General features: G+C 63.8%; 12 protein-coding genes. All 12 read right to left on the reverse strand.

Annotated elements, in window-relative coordinates:
• Positions 1-37 precede the first annotated feature (37 nt).
• Entirely contained in the window at positions 38-4,738 is a 4,701-nt protein-coding gene (locus tag BZG29_RS00635; RefSeq protein WP_077398233.1) for a glutamate synthase-related protein, read from the reverse strand.
• A gap of 194 nt (positions 4,739-4,932) precedes the next feature.
• The gene (locus tag BZG29_RS00640) at positions 4,933-5,640 is read right to left on the reverse strand and encodes a transposase (protein WP_077398234.1); all 708 of its coding nucleotides are present in this window, start codon (positions 5,638-5,640) and stop codon (positions 4,933-4,935) included.
• 154 nt (positions 5,641-5,794) lie between these two features.
• Positions 5,795-6,475, reverse strand: coding sequence for a response regulator transcription factor (locus BZG29_RS00645; RefSeq protein WP_034753797.1), 681 nt, complete (start codon positions 6,473-6,475; stop codon positions 5,795-5,797).
• Between the two features lie 138 nt (positions 6,476-6,613).
• Positions 6,614-7,741 (reverse strand): PAS domain-containing sensor histidine kinase, encoded by a 1,128-nt coding sequence (locus BZG29_RS00650; RefSeq protein ID WP_077398235.1) that lies wholly within the window; start codon positions 7,739-7,741, stop codon positions 6,614-6,616.
• 49 nt (positions 7,742-7,790) lie between these two features.
• Entirely contained in the window at positions 7,791-10,895 is a 3,105-nt protein-coding gene (locus BZG29_RS00655; RefSeq protein WP_077398236.1) for a DEAD/DEAH box helicase, read from the reverse strand.
• A gap of 208 nt (positions 10,896-11,103) precedes the next feature.
• Complete coding sequence (locus tag BZG29_RS00660) at positions 11,104-11,592, reverse strand: YbjN domain-containing protein (RefSeq protein WP_253192739.1); 489 nt, start codon at positions 11,590-11,592, stop codon at positions 11,104-11,106.
• A gap of 29 nt (positions 11,593-11,621) precedes the next feature.
• Positions 11,622-12,326, reverse strand: coding sequence for a hypothetical protein (locus BZG29_RS00665; RefSeq protein ID WP_150130779.1), 705 nt, complete (start codon positions 12,324-12,326; stop codon positions 11,622-11,624).
• Positions 12,327-12,332: 6 nt separating this feature from the next.
• Entirely contained in the window at positions 12,333-14,066 is a 1,734-nt protein-coding gene (locus BZG29_RS00670; protein ID WP_077398239.1) for a putative porin, read from the reverse strand.
• A gap of 37 nt (positions 14,067-14,103) precedes the next feature.
• Complete coding sequence (locus BZG29_RS00675; protein ID WP_253192740.1) at positions 14,104-14,820, reverse strand: hypothetical protein; 717 nt, start codon at positions 14,818-14,820, stop codon at positions 14,104-14,106.
• 10 nt (positions 14,821-14,830) lie between these two features.
• Entirely contained in the window at positions 14,831-15,241 is a 411-nt protein-coding gene (locus BZG29_RS00680; RefSeq protein WP_034753784.1) for a biopolymer transporter ExbD, read from the reverse strand.
• A gap of 13 nt (positions 15,242-15,254) precedes the next feature.
• Positions 15,255-17,045, reverse strand: coding sequence for a DUF2341 domain-containing protein (locus BZG29_RS00685; RefSeq protein ID WP_077398240.1), 1,791 nt, complete (start codon positions 17,043-17,045; stop codon positions 15,255-15,257).
• A 56-nt stretch (positions 17,046-17,101) separates the two neighbouring features.
• Entirely contained in the window at positions 17,102-18,739 is a 1,638-nt protein-coding gene (locus BZG29_RS00690; RefSeq protein ID WP_216350339.1) for a ShlB/FhaC/HecB family hemolysin secretion/activation protein, read from the reverse strand.
• Positions 18,740-18,771: the final 32 nt, after the last annotated feature.

Genomic DNA, 18,771 nt, shown 5'->3' on the forward strand with positions numbered 1-18,771 from the left:
CTCCCTGGTCATTCATTTGGCAATGAGCTTAGCTGGCTCAGGCGGCGACGGCTTGCACTTCCATGGCGGCGTCAGCTGCCATTTCGATCAGCGCGCGCTTGTATTCGTTCGGGAAGACTTTCACGAACTTGCCGCGCGCCGCAGCCCAGTCGTCGAGCAGGACGCGGGCGCGGGTGCTGCCCGTGTGCTTGAAGTGACGCTCGATCAGGCGCTTGAGGATGACTTCATCCGCTTCCGGCACGCCGTCGCGGTGCTGCGTATGCCAGGCGTCGCGGTCCAGATGCTGTTCCGCCGCCGACACGACCTTGTCCAGGCTGACCATGGCCGTGTTGCACTTGCTGGCAAAGTCGCCCGCCGGGTCATATACATAGGCGATGCCGCCCGACATGCCGGCCGCGAAGTTGCGTCCCGTGTTGCCCAGTACCACCACCGTGCCGCCCGTCATGTATTCGCAGCCATGGTCGCCCAGGCCCTCGACCACCGTGGTGGCGCCCGAGTTGCGCACGGCAAAGCGTTCACCGGCCACGCCATTGAAGAAGGCTTCGCCGGCGATGGCGCCGTACAGCACCGTGTTGCCGATGATGATGTTGTCCACGGCCCAGCCGCGGAATTCCGTATTCGGCCGCACGATGATGCGTCCGCCGGATAAACCTTTACCCACGTAATCGTTGCCCTCGCCCACCAGGTCGATGGTGATGCCGTGCGCCAGGAAGGCGCAGGCCGACTGGCCCGCCGTGCCTTGCAGCTGGATGTGGATGGTGTCGTCCGGCAAGCCGGCATGGCCGTATTTCTTCGCCACTTCGCCGGACAGCATGGTGCCCACCGTGCGGTTCAAGTTGCGCACGGGCGAGATGAAGGAAACGCGCTCGCCCTTTTCCAGCGCCGCGCGCGCTTGCGCGATCAGCTTGTGGTCGAGTGCTTTTTCCAGCGCATGGTCCTGGAATTCCACGTGGCGGCAGGCCTGGCCATCCGGGGTTTCCGGCTTGTGGAAGATGGCCGAGAAGTCCAGCCCCTGCGCCTTCCAGTGCGAAATCGCCTTCGATTTATCGAGCAAATCGACCCGGCCGATCAGTTCGTCGTACGTGCGGATGCCCAGCTGCGCCATCAATTGACGGGCTTCCTCGGCAACGAAGAAGAAGTAATTGACGACATACTCGGGCTTGCCCGAGAACTTGGCGCGCAACACCGGATCTTGCGTGGCCACGCCCACCGGACACGTGTTCAGGTGGCATTTGCGCATCATGATGCAGCCTTCGACCACCAGCGGCGCCGTGGCGAAACCGATCTCGTCGGCGCCCAGCAGGGCCGCGATGACCACGTCGCGGCCCGTCTTCATCTGGCCGTCGGCTTGCACGCGGATGCGGCTGCGCAAGCCGTTCAAGACCAGCGTTTGTTGCGTTTCTGCCAGACCCAGCTCCCACGGCGTGCCCGCATGTTTCACGGACGACAATGGCGAGGCGCCCGTGCCGCCGTCGTGGCCGGCGACGACCACGTGGTCGGCTTTTGCCTTCGTGACGCCGGCTGCCACGGTGCCGATACCCACTTCCGACACCAGTTTCACGGAAATCGAGGCGCGCGGATTGGCGTTCTTCAAGTCATGGATCAGCTGCGCCAGGTCTTCGATCGAATAGATGTCGTGGTGCGGCGGCGGCGAAATCAGGCCCACGCCCGGCACGGAAAAGCGCAGGCTGGCGATGTATTCGGACACCTTATGGCCTGGCAACTGGCCGCCTTCGCCCGGTTTCGCGCCCTGCGCCATCTTGATCTGGATCTGGTCGGCCGAGTTCAGGTAGGCCGCCGTGACGCCGAAACGTCCCGACGCCACCTGCTTGATGCGCGAGCGCATGGAATCGCCTTCCTGCAGCGGAATATCGACGACGATCTGCTCGGCGCCCACCACCGACGCCATGGTGTCGCCCTGGCGGATCGGGATGCCCTTCAATTCCTGCGTGTAGCGGTTCGGATCTTCGCCGCCCTCGCCCGTGTTCGACTTGCCGCCGATGCGGTTCATGGCCACGGCCAGGGTCGCGTGTGCTTCCGTGCTGATGGAGCCCAGCGACATGGCGCCCGTGGCGAAGCGCTTGACGATTTCCTTGGCCGGCTCCACTTCGTCGAGCGGGATGGCCTTGGTCGGGTCGAGCTTGAACTCGAACAGGCCGCGCAGGGTCAGGTGGCGACGGCTCTGGTCGTTGATGATTTGCGCATATTCCTTGTAGCTGGAGAAATTGTTGCTGCGCGTGGAATGCTGCAATTTCGCAATCGCATCCGGCGTCCACATGTGGTCTTCGCCGCGCACGCGGAATGCGTATTCGCCGCCCGCATCGAGCTTGTCAGCCAGCACGGGATCGTTGCCGAAAGCCAGCGCGTGCAGGCGCAGCGCCTCTTCCGCCACTTCAAACACGCCGATGCCTTCCACGTTCGATGCCGTGCCCTTGAAGTATTTGTCCACCAGCGACTTGTTCAAGCCGATGGCTTCGAAGATTTGCGCGCCGCAGTACGACATATACGTGGAAATGCCCATCTTCGACATGACTTTCATCAAGCCTTTGCCCACCGCCTTGGTGTAGTTGTAGATGGCTTTGTCGCCGGACAAGTCACCGGGCAAACCGTGCGCCATCTCGGCCAGGGTTTCCATGGCCAGATACGGGTGGACGGCTTCCGCGCCATAGCCAGCGAGCAAGGCGAAGTGGTGGGTTTCGCGGGCCGAGCCCGTTTCCACGACGAGGCCGGTGGACGCGCGCAAACCCTTGCTCACCAGGTGCTGGTGCACGGTGGAGGTGGCCAGCAGCGCGGGAATCGCCACCTGGTCGGCGCAAATGGCGCGGTCCGAGACGATCAGGATATTGTGGCCGGATTTCACGGCGTCGACGGCTTCAGCGCACAGCGAGGCCAGGCATGCTTCCACGCCTTCCTTGCCCCAGGCCAGCGGGTAGCAGATGTCCAGCTCGTACGACTTGAACTTGCCGCCCGTGTGGGCGCTGATGTTGCGCAAGCGGGCCATGTCGTCAAAGCCCAGCACGGGCTGCGCCACTTCCAGGCGCATCGGCGGGTTAACGTTGTTGGTGTCGAGCAAGTTCGGTTTCGGGCCGATGAAGGACACGAGCGACATCACCATCGCTTCGCGGATCGGGTCGATCGGCGGATTCGTCACTTGCGCGAACAGTTGCTTGAAGTAGTTATACAGCGGTTTGAGCTTGTTCGACATGACGGCCAGCGGCGAGTCATTGCCCATCGAGCCCGTCGCCTCTTCGCCGGCCACGGCCATCGGCGCCATGAGGAATTTCAAGTCTTCCTGGGTGTAGCCGAACGCCTGCTGGCGGTCCAGCAGCGAGGGCTGGGCTTTTTCGCCCTGGGCACGGTCCAGCTTGGCTTGCCCTTCGGCCAGCTTGATCTCGTCGAGCTTGATGCGCACCGAGTTGATCCACGCTTTATACGGCTTGGCGTTGGCGTAGGTGTTTTTCAGTTCCTGGTCGTCGATGATGCGGCCCGCTTCCAGGTCGATCAGGAACATTTTACCGGGCTGCAAGCGCCATTTCTGGATGATTTTCGATTCCGGGATCGGCAGCACGCCCGATTCCGACGCCATCACCACCAGGTCGTCGTCCGTGACGATGTAGCGGGCCGGACGCAAGCCATTGCGGTCCAGCGTGCCGCCGATGTGGCGGCCGTCCGTGAATGCCATGGCGGCGGGGCCGTCCCACGGTTCCATCATGGCCGCGTGGTATTCATAGAAGGCGCGGCGGTTGTCGTCCATCGTCGTGTGGTTTTCCCACGCTTCCGGAATCATCATCATCATCGCCTGGGCGATCGGGTAGCCGGCCATCAGCAGCAATTCCAGCGCATTGTCGAAGCACGCCGTGTCGGACTGGCCTTCATAGATCAGCGGGAACAGTTTCTGCAGGTCGTCGCCCAGCACGGCCGACTTCATCACGCCTTCGCGCGCGCGCATCCAGTTGAAATTGCCTTTCACCGTGTTGATCTCGCCGTTATGGGCAATCAGGCGGTACGGGTGGGCCAGCGGCCATTCCGGGAAGGTATTCGTCGAGAAACGCTGGTGCACCAGGGCCAGGGCCGAGATGCAGCGCGCATCCTGCAAGTCCTTGTAGTACACGCCCACCTGGTCGGCCAGCAGCAAGCCCTTATAGACGATGGTACGGGCCGACATCGAGGGCACGAAGAATTCCTTGCCGTGCAGCAGTTTCAAGGCCTGGATGGCGTGGCCCGACGATTTGCGGATCACATACAGTTTGCGTTCCAGCGCGTCGGTGACCATGATGTCCGGGCCGCGGCCGATGAAGATCTGGCGAATCACCGGTTCCTTCGCGCGCACGGTGGGCGACATCGGCATGTCCGTATCGATGGGCACGTTGCGCCAGCCCAGCACGACCTGGCCCTCGATGCGCACGGCGCGTTCGATTTCCTGTTCGCACGCGATGCGCGATGCGTGTTCCTTCGGCAGGAAGACCATGCCCACGCCGTATTCGCCAGGCGGCGGCAATTCCACGCCCTGCTTGGCCATTTCTTCGCGGTAGTACTGGTCGGGAATCTGGATCAGGATGCCGGCGCCATCGCCCATCAGCGCATCGGCGCCCACGGCGCCCCGGTGATCGAGGTTTTTCAGAATCAGCAAACCCTGTTCGACGATCGAATGGGTCTTGTTGCCCTTGATATGGGCGACGAAACCGACGCCGCAGGCATCGTGTTCATTGGCTGGGTCGTACAGGCCTTGCGCTTTCATGGGCTTCTCCGCTGCATATGACTATCGAAAAACTAGAGTAGTGCAACGCAACAAAAAACTCAACTAGAAAAATTAGGGTCGGAGTCGAATTAAATTCGATTCCGTCGCTCTAAAAATTTAATAGGGACATAGTCGAAGCCATTTCAATAAAACGTCAGAAAGGAACCATTTTTTGTTTTAAATGCGAATGCTTTTCAATTGAAGGTGGTATCGGCGACGATTTTGCGGGGACGGCCCCGCTTGGCAGGCAGCACTTGCCGCTGCATTTTCTGTTCCAGCGCCTGCTTGAAAGCGTCGGAACCCAGCGGCCAGCCCTTCAATACAGCCTGTTCCACCACCTTGACCTGGCTGCTGCCCAGGCCTTGCTCGAACAGGCGCAGATACGCCGCCTCGCGGTCGAACGGCGTGTTGCCCAGCGCCCAGTACAGCGCATGGTCGGTGATGACGGGATCGGGCCGCACGCCCGCATGGTGGGCATAGCTGGACCAGCTGTAATCGAGCGCCTGGCCCGCCAGGCCCGTCTGCGCGGGCACGCATTCCAGGTAGCGGCAGCACGTAAGGAAGAAATTGTCGGGATCGATGACGGAAGTTTTGTAGCGTCCCTGCCACAAGGCGCCTTCGCGGCCGTATTTCTGGTTGAAGTACGGCACGTAATAGCGCCCCAGCCACTGCATCAGCTGTCCCAGGCCCGTCGCATCGCCGGGCGTGGCCAGCAAATGTAGCTGATCAGGCAATAAAACATAGGCGTGGATGGCCACCTTGAACATTTTCGCGCCCGTTTTCAGCCAGGACAGGAATTGCGCGTAGTCCGCCGCGTCCTGGAACACGGGCTGGCGGTTGCTGCCGCGCTGGATTACGTAATGGGGCAGTGCTGGAATGATGAGACGGGGCAAACGGGCCATGGCAGAGTCGGTAAAAATAGGCTAAGGCCTTGATTTTACACACTTGCGAGCGCAAGGCACGACTCTGACCCTGTTTTATTTGAAATACTGAAAAAAGCGCTTGACTCTGTCCCTTTTATTGCGCCGACCACTTGCGGGCGGCGCAACAAGGTCATCAGGACAGGTTGAAACTGGCCGACAGGCTGTAGCCTTCGCCATACGCGCTGCGCAGCGGCAAGTCCTGGCCCAGGCCCGTCTTGGCTTTCTTGCGCAAACGATACACGAGCATGTCGACCCGGCGGCCCGCATCGGGATCTTCGCCGCCCATGCCGGCCACGATGACGTCGCGCGGCACGGGGCGGGTATTGATGGTGAGCAGGTGCAGGAAGTTGAATTCCTTTTCCGTCAGGGCGATGACGGCGCCCATCAATTCAAGTTGGCGAGCGCTTACTTTCAAGGTCCACTTGCCCGGCTCGGGCACGGGATCTTGCGGCCCGACGCGGCGGTCGAGCGCTTCGATGTGGGCCGCCAGTTCGGGGAATTTGATCGGCTTGGTCAGATAGTGGTCGGCACCCAGGCGCAAGCCCAGGATGCGGCTGTCGAAGGCGACACGCCCCGTCAGCACCAGCACGCCGATTTGCGGATACAGCTGGCGCATGCGGGGGATGACGTTGAAGCCGTCTTCATCGGGCAAACCCAGGTCCAGTACGACCACGCCGACATTGCCATGGCTCAACGCCGTCCACATACCGCCAGCGGAGCTGGTGATATGGACTTCGTGTTCGAGCTCAACGAGGAACTCCGCCATGTCTTCGGCGTAGTCGAGATTGTCTTCGACGATCAGTATTTTCGTCATTGCTACGCCATTCTTCCGTTAGTGAGCACACCGAGGGCAAACCATGCCATGCACTTCTACACCATGATGGACGGCACAATAGGTTTACGTCAAGGAATTATCACGGTTGCCTTCAGCGGAAGCAAGGCTTTTCCTTGTCTAGACAGGAAGCGGCAGCCAAATGCGGAAAAGTGCCCCGCCTTCGGGCAGATTATGCCCCTGCAAACTCCCGCCATGCACGTCCACCACGGCGCGCGCCATGTACAGGCCCAGGCCCGCGCCCGGATGCGTGGCATCGGTTCCACGGAAACCTTTCTGGAACAGCTGCGCCAGTTCCTCTTCCCGCAAGCCGGGCCCCGCATCGCGCACGCACAGCGCCACGCCGCCCTCGGGCACCAGCCTGGCCGACAAGCCGATGCTGCTGCCCGGCGGACTGAACTTGACGGCGTTGTCCAGCAGGATTTTCAGGCACAGGGCCATGCCGGGCACGTCGCAGCGCAGCCTGGCCGGCAAGTCTTCGTCCAGTTCCAGCTGCACGCGGTGGCTGACAGGCACGGTGGCGGCCGCCTGCTGCAGCAAGGCCAGCGGCGCGATGCCGTCGGCGGCCCGCTCGCGGCCGATGGCCGCCATGCGTTCGGGCGACAAATAGTCGTCGATCATGCCTAACAAACGGTCGACAGCCGTCTGGATTTTCACGTAGCGCTTGCGCGTGGGCTCGTCCGCCTCGGTGGATGTCGAGACGAGGCGCTGGATGGCGCCGTCGATGGTGGCCAGCGGGGTGCGAAATTCGTGCGACAGCATCGAGGCGAAGCGTTTCTGCTCCTTTTCCCGTTCCGCTTCCTGCGCCTGGGCGGCGCTGACGTCGCGCAAGGTACCAGCCAAGGTCACGCCCCGCCCTGCCGCCGCGGGCACGATGGTGGAATGGATTTCCAGGGCCAGCAGGCGGCCGTCGGCGTGCGGCAATTCCACTTCGCGCAGCAGGGTCAAACGGCTCGTATCGCCGTCGCGCCAGCGCTGCAGCCGTGCCGGCACGTCCGCCGCCAGCTGTGCCGCGTGCTCGCGCAAGGCAGGCAAGTCGTGGCCCGTCAGGCGCTGCGCGGCGGGGCTGATGTAGATCAATTCGAGGGTGGCGGCATCGAGCAGGAAGGCCGCATCGCGGCCGTGTTCGGCCAGCAGGCGGAACTGCGCTTCGCCCGCCCGCGCGCGCAGCAGGGCGCGGCGCAACTGGACGAAGCGCAGCGCCATGAGGATGACGCCGGCAAGCAGCAGAAGGAGAAAGGGCAGCATGCGTTATACCTGGCAAGAAAGAATCGCCAAGTATAAGCGTGCGGCAACGTTAATCTTCCAGCGGGGCGAAAATCTGCTGCAAGTCTTCCTGCGTGAGGGCCATCTTCTGCGATTCGCCTTCGGCCAGGATCGATTGCGCCAGCTCCGATTTCTTTTGCTGCAGCAGCTGGATTTTTTCTTCCAAGGTGCCCTTCGCGATCAATTTGTAGACGAACACGGGCTTGTCCTGGCCGATGCGCCAGGCGCGGTCCGTGGCCTGGTTTTCCGCCGCCGGATTCCACCACGGGTCGTAATGGATCACCGTGTCGGCGGCCGTCAGGTTCAGGCCCACGCCGCCCGCCTTCAAACTGATCAGGAAGATCGGCACGGCGCCCTGCTGGAAGGCCGCCACTTGCGCGCCCCGGTCCTTCGTTTCGCCCGTCAGCAAGGCGTAGGGGATGTCGCGCGATTCCAGCTCTTCCTCGATCAATTCCAGCATGCTGGTAAATTGCGAGAAGACGAGAATCTTGCGCCCTTCGTCGAGCAAGTCTTCCACCATCTGCATCAGGTCGAGCAGCTTGGCCGAACCGGCCGATTGCTTCTTCGCCGGCAAGGATTTCACCAGGCGGGGGTCGCAGCACACTTGCCGCAGTTTCAGCAGCGCTTCGAGGATGACGATCTGGCTGCGCGCCACGCCCTTCTTGTCGATTTCTTCGCGTACTTTTTGATCCATCGCAAGACGCACGGTTTCATACAGGTCCCGCTGCGGCCCCGTCAATTCCACCTTGCGCACCATTTCCGTTTTCGGCGGCAATTCCTTGGCCACATTGTCCTTCGTGCGGCGCAGCAGGAAAGGCTTGATGCGGCGATTCAAGAGCATGCGGCGCAGCGGGTCATCCTGGCGCTCGATCGGATGGCGGAACTGGGTGTTGAACGTCTTCTCGTCGCCAAGCAAGCCCGGCAGCAGGAAGTGGAATTGCGACCACAGCTCGCCCAGGTGATTTTCCAGCGGCGTGCCGGACAGGCACAGGCGGTGGCGCGCGCGCAGCAGGCCCGCGCTTTGCGCCGCCTTGCTGCGCGTATTCTTGATGTAATGCGATTCGTCGAGGATGACCAGGTGGAAATCGTGCTCGCGCAAGGTTTCCTCATCGCGCGGCAACAGGGCGTAGGTGGTCAGCACCAGGTCGCATTGGTCGATCTGGTCGAACTGCTGGGCGCGGTCCTTGCCTTGCAGCAGCAATACCTTCAAGCCGGGCGCAAATTTTGCCGCCTCGTCCTGCCAGTTGCCCATCAAACTCGTCGGTGCGATCACCAGCGCCGGATGCGTCAAACGGCCCGCTTCCTTTTCCACCAGGATATGCGCCAGGGTTTGCACAGTTTTACCTAAGCCCATGTCATCGGCCAGGATGCCGGCCAGGTCATGGTCGCGCAGGAATTGCATCCACGCCAGGCCATCGGCCTGGTAGTCGCGCAGGGTCGCCTGCAAGCCGGCTGGGGCTGCCACTTTTTGCACGGCACCGAACTGGCTCAGCTTGCGGCCCATGGCGCGCAACTGCTCGCCGCCCGTCCATTGCATGTCCAGGCCGCGCGCCAGCTCTTCCAGGCGCGCCGCATCCAGGGTCGACATGCGCACTGCATGCTTGATCTTGTCGCTGAAATACAGTTCGCCCAGGGTGTTCAGGATGGGGCGCACGCGGCCCCACGGCAGCGCCACGCGCGTGCCATCCGGCAAGGTTGCCAGCATCTGGTCATCGTCGGCATGCGCCTCGATGACTTTCGGGTTGAAATCGTTGGGCGCGTTGCGGATCAGCTGCACCAGCACGGGCAGCAGCGGCACGCGCTCGTGGTTGACGACGATGCCCAGTTCCAGCTCGAACCAGGCGTTGCCGCTGTCCGGGTCCTGGTCGTCGATTTCCGCGTACCAGTCGCCCACGTCGCTCACGTCGTAGCGATACTTGGCCGTCTTTTCCACGATCCAGCCCTGCGCCAGCAAGGCGTCGATGCCGGACTCGGCAAAACGCAGCCATTCCGCCTGGGAAGGCAGTTGCAAGGCGCCCTTCAAGCCGCTCAAGGGGGCCGAGCCCGGCTTCTTGAATTGCAGCTCGGCCAGGGTGGCCAGCGCGCGCGCTTCATCGACCGTGTTTCGCTGGATAATTTCCGTCACCTCGCCCACTTGCCGCACCACGCGCTGCGACGGGTCGAACGAGACGCGCTCGCCATCGTAGTCGTAGGACAGCACGGCGAAATCGCTCCAGCGCTGCGCGCTGCCGTCAGCCAGCATGGCGCTATCGAGCAGCAACACCGGTTGCGCCGGCACGTCCTTGCGCAAGCGCTGCGGCAACGGTTGCGGCAGCGGCATCAAATGCTGCAAGCCCTGCGCCAGCAACAGCTGCGACACGCGCACCTTGTCGTTCGCGTTCAACGGCGGCGCCTGCGCCACCAGCGCCTGCAAGTCGGCCAGGGAAATGTCGGAACCGCCCTGGTTCAGTTCCAGCACGCCGCACGACAGGTTGTCGATGTACCACGGCGGATCCGTGGGCAGCATGTAGTCGATCTGGTCGGCGCCATGGTGCTTCGCGCCTTCCGGCGGGTCCACTTGCCAGCCCAGGCGCATGGTCTTGCCCTCGTCGCGCCAGAACAGGCGCGCGGGACGCACGGGACCTTCCTTCAACGGGTACACGAGGCCGTTGCCGACGTCGGCCCAGGAATTGGCCCACAACAATTTATCCTGCTCGGCCAGCATTTTCAGCAGGGCCGCGCCCACCTTGCCCTTCGGCTCCGTGGCGCTGCCCGTCTGCGAATTCTGCCCGCTGCGCATGGCCACGAAGAAACGCACGAGGTCTTCGTCGGCTGGCGTCAGGAATGTGGGCGGCGCCGACAGCAGGGAAAAGATTTCGCTGATGGGCGAAGCCGCCGCCACGTCGCCATTCGGCCGCAGCCGCGCCTTGTACAGGCACAGGGCCACGTGGCGGCCGCCGCTGGTGGGCGCCAGCACGTAGATCAATCGATGCTGGTTGAGTTTGGGATCGGGCTCGGCAATCGTCAGCACGGCCTTCGGATGGGCGGCAGCCTCCACCCGCTGCAGCCAGGTGGCGACGGCGTACGGCAAAGGCGCTCCCGGCGCGCTGGCCGGGGCAACTGGGGTTTCACTGGTTTCGTCGCGGGTAAAATCCATGGGGCGCATTTTTGTGTAAAGGTCGTATCCAAATCGGCAACAGGCAATATTATCCGCCATACAGCCGTTGCTGGCTTGATTCACACACGCTCTTTGAGCAGTTTTAATGCGCGATGCCTAAAAAATAAGTATTTAATACGACACTTGGGGCTCGCAGACGGCAAAAAAGGCCCGTCACGGGCCTCTTTTGCCGCCGTTGGCCCGCTTGTCAGGCCGGCACCGTTTCTTCTTCTGCCACGTTGACAGCCTCGACGAGCGGAGCGGTGCTCGTATCGGCCGGCGTAAAGTTGCGCAAAAACAAGAAGAACTGACCCATCATCTGCGTCCACAGTTGCAGATTGATATTCAGGTACTCGCGGCTGACGCCGCCGGCGACCAGCACATCCATTTCCAGCACGACGAAATCGCCATGCTGGGCCACGCGGGCAAAACGCTTGCTGCGGTGCCATTCGGCCAGCAAGCCGGCCGGCAAGTCGCCGCCCTGCACGCGCAGCGGGCAGCTCAGGGTCAGGTCCGCGTACTGGCCAGGCGATGCTTCATTGCCCCACAGCACCTGAAAGCCGATGCCATGGCTGGCGCTGTGCAGGCGCACGACACCGTCGTGCTCGATGCAGGTCACGGCGCAGCCGGCCGCCTTGATGGCCTCGGCCGTTTGTTCCGCATTCAGGGTGGTCAGCAAGCTATTCGTGTTTTCCATCGTCATTCCATTCATTTCAAAAAGTAAAATTATTGGGGGGCCGGCGCGGGGGCGGCCGGCGTTGCTGCCGCTTCGGTTTGACGCGCATCAAAGCGGCCCTGGTACAGCTGGTCGCCGTACTGCTGGGCGATTTGCTCGAGTTTCACCCGGCTTTGCGCGGCGAACGGCTGGCGCGCCTTCATGACGTCCAGCACATCGAGTCCTTCATACGCTTGCAGGATTTCCTGCCCGGCCGCATACAGCTGGGCATTCTTGCTTTCGCAGCGCGCCAGGGCGCCCCGCTGCGACGCCACTTCGCCGTCGAGGCGCGCACGCTCCGCTTCGATCTGCTTGCCCGTGGCGGCCAGCTGTTCGCTGGCCTGGCGGTACTGCGCCAGGCTGGCGCTTGCCTCTTGCGCGGCGGCGGCGCTGCGCTGGTGCTGCTCGCCCAGTTTTTCCCGTTGCGCGCGTTCCTGCGCCAGCTGCGACTGGCTGCGCGCCAGTTCCTTTTTCAAGCCATCGCTGGCAGGCGCAGTAGCAGCAGCGGGCGCCGCCTTGGCGGCAGGCACGCCCTTGGCTTTCAGCAATTCCAGCTCGCCGCGCGTCTGCTGCAGTTGCGCCGTGACATTGCGCAACTCGGCCCGCAGGCGCTCTTCCATGCTTTGCCCCTTCTGTCCCTGCGCCTGGGCGGTGCCGGCGGCCAGCAAGCTCAGCAACAGTAGCGGCACGCGCATTTTGTTGGATATCAACATCATGGCTCCTTAAAAACGCGCGTTCAATTCGATTTGCAGGGTGTCGATCGACAGCGCCGAACCGAACACTTCGCGGCTCGACGTCCAGCGGCCGTTCAGCCAGGTATTCTTGTCGAGCGCATACGCGCCGCCCAGGTAGTAGCCGCGCGCATTCGTGCCGCCCAGGTGGAAGGTGGAATCGTTGTAGGCGTCAGGCAAGGCATCCGGTTCGATGCGCTTGTAACCGAGCAAAACGTTCCAGTCGCCGCGCGCCGCCGGGCTGGCCTTGCCCAGGGTCGCCTGCAGCATGTAGGCATTGCCGCCGCTCCTGAAATCGGCTTGCGAGACGCCGCCCGTGCCGCCGAAGTTGTTCATGATGCCGCCCTTGGCGCGCGCCCACATGTCGCTCTTGTCGTAGGCCATGTTGCGCACATAATCGCCTTCGATGCGCAAGTCCGTGCCGCCGGCCACCTTGCTATCCCAGCGCGCATTCAGGTTGGCCAGGCGGAATTTCGACGCCAGGCCCACGAATTGCGGCTGCGGCGTGTTCGCCGGGTCCAGCGGATTCAGGGCGATATTGCGCAGCAGCATCAAACTGTTGCCCTTTTGCATGCTCGATGGACGCGACCAGTCCGTGTTGCAGCCATCGGCGCCTGCGTACAGCGCGCACGGCTGCGAATACTCGCCGCTGATGTTGCGGAAGTTGTAGTAGGCCAGCGCGCCGCGCAATTGGTGGTCGCTGTTGATCTTCCACGACGCGCCCACTTGCGCACCGAGCAGCCATTTGTTTTCGCTGGACATTTTTGCCTGGCTGCGGCTCGGCGCATTGTCGGACGAATACTCGAGCGGAATCAGGCCCAGGGTACCGAACACGGTGACGTCCTTGCTGTCGCCCACCGGTTGCTGCACCTTGGCGGCGATGCCGTCGAAATTGAGTTCGCTGGAAAACAATTCATCGCTGGAAACAAACGGATTGTCGAAGCGGCCCGCCGTCAGTTTCAGCCAGGAAGCGGGCTGGTAGGACAGCCAGGCCTGGTCCAGCCAGATGTTTTTCTTGCCCAGGCCGCCACCGAGGGTTTGCGTGGTAGATACGGGGCTGTCGTCATTGCCGCTGGCCAGGCGGATGCCGGCCTGCGTGCTGTCGGAAATGTCGGCCAGGATGCCCAGGCGGGCGCGCGCGCGCAGCAAGTGCTTGCGGTCTTCGCGCGTGTTCAGCAGCGCCGGCAGGGCCAGGTTGGTGTTGGAATTGACGTCGTAACCGCTGCCGCTGTTGAGCGAGCGCCAGTCGATCTCGATATTGCTGTTGGCCATGTCGTAATAGCGCGATTCGTAGCGCGCGCGCACGTCGCCTTCCACGCGGATGCGCTTGGTCCAGGCCGGCGTTTCGTTCGGCGCCGCCCAGCCGCCCGCCTTCGCCTCGGCCAGCACTTGTCCCTTGATTTCGTCGCGGATCTGCTCGCGCACGGTTTGCGAAATGTAGGGCACGCGCACGTCGCCCGGCTGTACCTGCGCCAGGGCGGCCGGCGCGGCGGCCGGACGGGCTTGCGCCGCGGCCAGCGCTTCGCTCTGCGCCTGCGCCAGCAAGGCTTCGCCGGCATCCTTGTTGAGGGCGCCGCTCTGGATCAGGCCGCGAATCAGCTTGACCATGGTGCTGTCGGCCGGTGCCTGCGCTTGCACGGCGCCCGCCGCCACGCTCAGGGCCAGGGCAGCGAGCGCCAGCGGAAGGCGGCGCATGCGCTGTGGGGAAGAAAATATGGAATTCATTGTTTCTTTCGGTAAAAATTAATATGAATTAAGGACGCTATGGCCGGCGGCCTTTGATGGATACGCGGGCCGGGAAACGCAGGGACGCGGGCGGCCGCTCGTCGGCGCGGAAGTCGCGCACCATGGCCAGCACCTGCTCGTCCGTCTGCGCATTGCCCGTGCCTTGCACAAGGTGGACCTTCGACGTCCGGCCTTCCGCATCGAGCCACAGGTCGACGCGGATGTCGGCAAACGCCAGCTGACGCGTGCGCGGGTCGCGGGCAAAGGCCAGCTGCAGCGCGTTGGCGACATAGCGGCCATACGATCCCGCGCCGAGTCCGCCGCCACCGCCGCCGCCCGTCATGCCGCCGCCGCGCCCGGCCTGAATGCCGAAGGCGTCGCTGCCGGCCTGCGCCGCGCCGTCGATGGTGACGGGGTCGCCCTTGTCCGGCGACGGGCTTTCCGGCGCGTCATCCATCGGCTTGTCGGCCGGCGTCGGTTCCGGCTCCGACACTTCCGGCACCACCTTGTCGGGCGTCGGTTCCGGCAGCTTTTCAGGTTCCGGCGGCGGCGGGGGCGGCGGGGGCAGCATCAGCATCGGCGGGGCCGCCACTTCGCGCTTGGTGGCCGCCGTGTCCGACAGCAAATACCAGACCAGCGCGGCCAGCCCAGCGGCCAGCAGCGCGCCGCCGGCCACGCCGCCCCAGCGGCGCCACCACTGCGCCGCGCCCGACGGTTCCGAGGCGGCCATCTTCATCATGTCGTCACGCTTCACCTTGCGCTCCTCATGCCGGCTTGCCGGTCACCAGGCCCACCTGGTTCAGGTCTATGCGGCGCAGCAAGTCGAGCACTTCGACCACTTTCGCGTATTGCACGGCGGCATCGCCGCGCACGATCACGGGGAAGTCGGGCGTCAGGGCCTTTTCCGTGCGCAAGCGCTCTTCCAGCTCGGGCAAGGTGACGGGATAGGCGTCGAGGAAGACCTGGCCCGCGTTGTCGATGGTGATGGCCTTGGTCTTCGGTTTTTCCAGCGCCATGGCCGAACTGGCCTTGGGCAGGTCGACCTTGATGCCGGGAATGCTGGCATTGCTGGTCAGGATGAAGATCACCAGCACCACCAGCAGCACGTCGACGAAGGGCGTGATGTTGATGCCGCCGCTACGCTTGCGGGGGGTAAACTTGGCGGAGGTGGCCATGGTTATGCGCCCCTCACGCCTGTTGCAGCACGGGACGCATCTGGCGTCCGTCGCCCTGCTCTTCAGCCAGGCGCGTGGCGAATTCGTCGACGAAGACGGCCATATCGGCGACGATGGCGTCCGAACGCGACGACAGCCAGTTGTAGCCGAACAGGGCGGGAATTGCCACGCCCAGGCCCGCAGCCGTACACAGCAGCGCTGCCGCCATGCCCGGCGCCACCGAGTTGATGTCCACGGCGCCGGCCATGGCCGCCACGACGAACACCAGCATGATGCCGATCACGGTGCCGAACAGGCCGACATACGGCGCGCCTTCGATGGTAGTCGAGAGCCAGATCATGCGTTTCGACATGCGCTCGCTTTCGCGCACCATCACGCCATCCATGGCGGCGCGGATGGCGCCGATGGTGGCGTTCGAAACGGCGTTCAGGTCGTAGCCGCGGTCGTGGCGGCGGCGCATCTCGTCGATGGCCACGTCATACAAACGCCACAGCGAGGAATCCGTCTTCACGGAAGCGCTCAGCTTGCCGTTGCGCGCCAGGTGATCGAGCGGCGCGCCGGCCGCTTCGTGGAACGATTGCATGAATTGCGCATTGGCGCGCGAGATGGCGCCATAGCTGCGGCCCTTGCCGATCATGATGATCCACGACAAGACCATCATCAGGCCCAGCACGCCGACGACGATCCACGCGTCGAGCGGCATGGCGGCGATGATGAAGCCGAAATGGCTCTTGCCCGCTTGCTGTTCATCTGCGCCAAACACGGCCAGGCGCGATTCGGAACCTTGCGAGACGGCGTCGGCCAGCAGCAGGGCGTCGGGACGGGCCGTGCGCGACAGGCGCAGCTCGTCGATGGCGCCCGTGAAGTTGGCCAGGGTGGAAGCACCGGAAGCGACCGGCGCTGCATCGGCGCCCACCGAGGCCGCCGTGCTGAACGCCGGCAGGGCGGTGGCCAGCGACACGGCCGGACGGCCGCCCACGTACAGGGCCACGTTGTTCTTGTCGGCCTTGACGGCCAGGTGCGACCATTGCGCGGCCTGGATCGGTTGGCCCGGCTTGCTGCGCTGGCCATTCACCTGCACGAAAGGCACGCCCTGGTCGACGCCGATCAGCAATTCACTGGCGCCGTCGCGGCGCGCATACAGTACTTGCTGCGCACCCAGGTTGTCGGGACGCACCCAGGCGGAAAAGGTGAAGGGCGCGCCGGCGGCCAGCGCCAGCGAAGGCGAGGCGGGCAGCATCAGGGGCGCCGTGCCCAGGCGGGCACCGGCGCCGATGACGGAACCGTCGAGTGCCGGCACGGCCGTCTGGGCATGGTTGCCGTAGGCGGTGCTGTCGCGCGAAGGCACGCCAGGCTCGCTGAAGTGGTACACCAGGCTGTAATCGGGGTCGAAAGTGCGCTGGCCGTTGCCGGAAGCGGGCGCCTTCGGGTTGCCGTAATACATCCACAACTGCTGCGGCGTGCCGGCCGTCAGGGCCGGCACGTCGACCCAGATCAGGGCGATGCCCAGCAGCGGATTGAACTGTTCGATCTGGTGGTTCAGCACCGTCTTGTCGTCGCCCGCCACGAAGCGCAGGTCGGCGCCGTTGTCGCTGACGCCTTCGAAGTTGAAATTGCCAGAATGCAAGCGCAGCAGTACTGGAATGCGGCCGGGATCGCCGCCCACGGCGCCCGCCTTCGGGCCGGCGTCGACGGTGACGGGTTTGCGGTAAGCCCAGTCGGGCTGCCACCAGGCATGCGCCAGGCCGGGAACGAGCGTGCCCAGGATCGTGAGCAGGAATAACAGACGTCGAAAACGTTGCATGACAGTGATTCTCCGAAGAAAAGTCTAAAAAAGTGCAGTGCTGATGAGCTGGCCCGTCAGTAGCTGGCCGACAGGTTGAAATTGATGCGGCGCACGTGTTTGTGCGTGCGCGGGCCATCGCGCAGCGGGTAAGCGAAATCGATGCGGCCATTCAGGTAGCGCAGGAACTGGAAGCTGCTGCCCACGCCCACGGAGGCCAGGCCGAACAGGTCTTTCTGCTCGATCATCGGATCGCGCAGGCGCAGGCGCGCGCCATCGGCAAAGGCGAATAAACGCCAGTTTTCCAGACGGCTGAAATACGTCAGCTGGGGCGTGCGCCATTCGACGGTACCGGAAATGCCGTAGTCGCCCGTCGCCTCGGCCGACAGGTAGCCGCGCACGGAATTGGCGCCGCCGGCGGCCATCTGCTCGCCCGACACGAGCGCCGCATCGGCCAGCTGGCCCGACATGCGCCCGTGCAGCTGCGCGCCGCTGCCCAGGGTGTAAGTGGCGTTGGCGTCGCCCTTCAGCACGAGGAAGCTGGGCGAAGCCTTGTAGCGCTTGTTGTCGTAGGCGGCGCTGTTGCTGCCATAGCCGAACGCGGCGCGCGTGCCGGCCACCAGCGACAGGCCCAGGCCATAGGTCGCCGCATCCGTCTGCGCAAAGCCGTTATACGACACGCTCAGGGGCACGTACTTGAGCGGAATATTGCTGCCCGTGCCATTAAGCTTGAGCGCTTCCTGGTTATCCTTGAAGTCGATGCCGGCAGAAAAGCTGTGCCACCAGATGCCGCTGTTGGGCACCGTGTAGTTGACTTTCATGCCCAGCGCGTGGCCCTTGCCCAGCACGCTGGTGCCGCCCGTGCTGGCCACGTTGCTGTTCGACTGGTAGCCGGTCGCTTCCACGCTCCAGCCCTGCGTGCCGATCGGCGCCACGTACGAGGCGGACCACACCTTGGTCTGGTTCAGATCGCCCGGCGTGCCGAAAAAGCTGAGGGTGGCGCTATGCCCGAGCTGCCACAGATTGTCGTGACCGACCGACATGCTGCTGCGCAGCTTCTTGGTATCGGCGCTGTAATCGTTGTTCAAGCCGATGCTGGCGCGCCACGGGCTGCTGTCCTCGACTTTCAAGTCCACATCCATGGTGCCGGGCAGGCTGCCCTGCTTGACCAGCGGCATCACCTGGCGCTTGGGACCGCGGTTCAGGGCCGTCAGCTCCACTTGCGCCTGCGTAAAGTCCGGCACCTTGCCTTCCGTCAGGGCCGGCACTTGCTGGCGCACGTCGAGCGGCGAGTTGTATTGCGCGCCGACGACGCGCAAGCGTCCCACCTTCGTTTCGCTCACCTGCAGCACCACCACGCCCTGCTCCACCTGCTGCTCCGGCAAATCCACGTAGACGGACTGGTAGCCGCGGGCTTGATATGCCGCAACGAGGGCGTCGCGCGCCCCTTCCACGTCCTTCAGGGTGCGGCCCGGCCCCAGGAAGGGCGTCACCGCCTCTTCGATGGCACGCGCATCGAGCACGGTATTGCCGCGCACCAGGTATTCCTCGATCGTCACTTGCCGTTCCGGCCCGGCCACAGGAGCGGCCGCCGGGACCGCGTCCTGCGCGCGCGCCATGCCGGGCAGCGCCAGCATGGCCAGGCACAGCATCGTCAAGGCGGTCGCAGGCGCCGCTGGCGGCACGCCCCTGCCCTTGGTTGTCATTTCACGCATCTTCCATTCACCTTAAAATCAAACGGTTGCCC

The sequence above is a fragment of the Janthinobacterium sp. LM6 genome, from assembly GCF_002002885.1.
GTDB lineage: Bacteria > Pseudomonadota > Gammaproteobacteria > Burkholderiales > Burkholderiaceae_D > Janthinobacterium > Janthinobacterium kumbetense.

Coding starts and splice junctions, on each gene's coding strand:
- BZG29_RS00635 (WP_077398233.1), bottom strand. CDS start 4,738: ATGAAAGCGCAAGGCCTGTACGACCCAGCCAATGAACACGATGCCTGC.
- BZG29_RS00640 (WP_077398234.1), bottom strand. CDS start 5,640: ATGGCCCGTTTGCCCCGTCTCATCATTCCAGCACTGCCCCATTACGTA.
- BZG29_RS00645 (WP_034753797.1), bottom strand. CDS start 6,475: ATGACGAAAATACTGATCGTCGAAGACAATCTCGACTACGCCGAAGAC.
- BZG29_RS00650 (WP_077398235.1), bottom strand. CDS start 7,741: ATGCTGCCCTTTCTCCTTCTGCTGCTTGCCGGCGTCATCCTCATGGCG.
- BZG29_RS00655 (WP_077398236.1), bottom strand. CDS start 10,895: ATGGATTTTACCCGCGACGAAACCAGTGAAACCCCAGTTGCCCCGGCC.
- BZG29_RS00660 (WP_253192739.1), bottom strand. CDS start 11,592: ATGGAAAACACGAATAGCTTGCTGACCACCCTGAATGCGGAACAAACG.
- BZG29_RS00665 (WP_150130779.1), bottom strand. CDS start 12,326: ATGATGTTGATATCCAACAAAATGCGCGTGCCGCTACTGTTGCTGAGC.
- BZG29_RS00670 (WP_077398239.1), bottom strand. CDS start 14,066: ATGAATTCCATATTTTCTTCCCCACAGCGCATGCGCCGCCTTCCGCTG.
- BZG29_RS00680 (WP_034753784.1), bottom strand. CDS start 15,241: ATGGCCACCTCCGCCAAGTTTACCCCCCGCAAGCGTAGCGGCGGCATC.
- BZG29_RS00685 (WP_077398240.1), bottom strand. CDS start 17,045: ATGCAACGTTTTCGACGTCTGTTATTCCTGCTCACGATCCTGGGCACG.
- BZG29_RS00690 (WP_216350339.1), bottom strand. CDS start 18,739: ATGCGTGAAATGACAACCAAGGGCAGGGGCGTGCCGCCAGCGGCGCCT.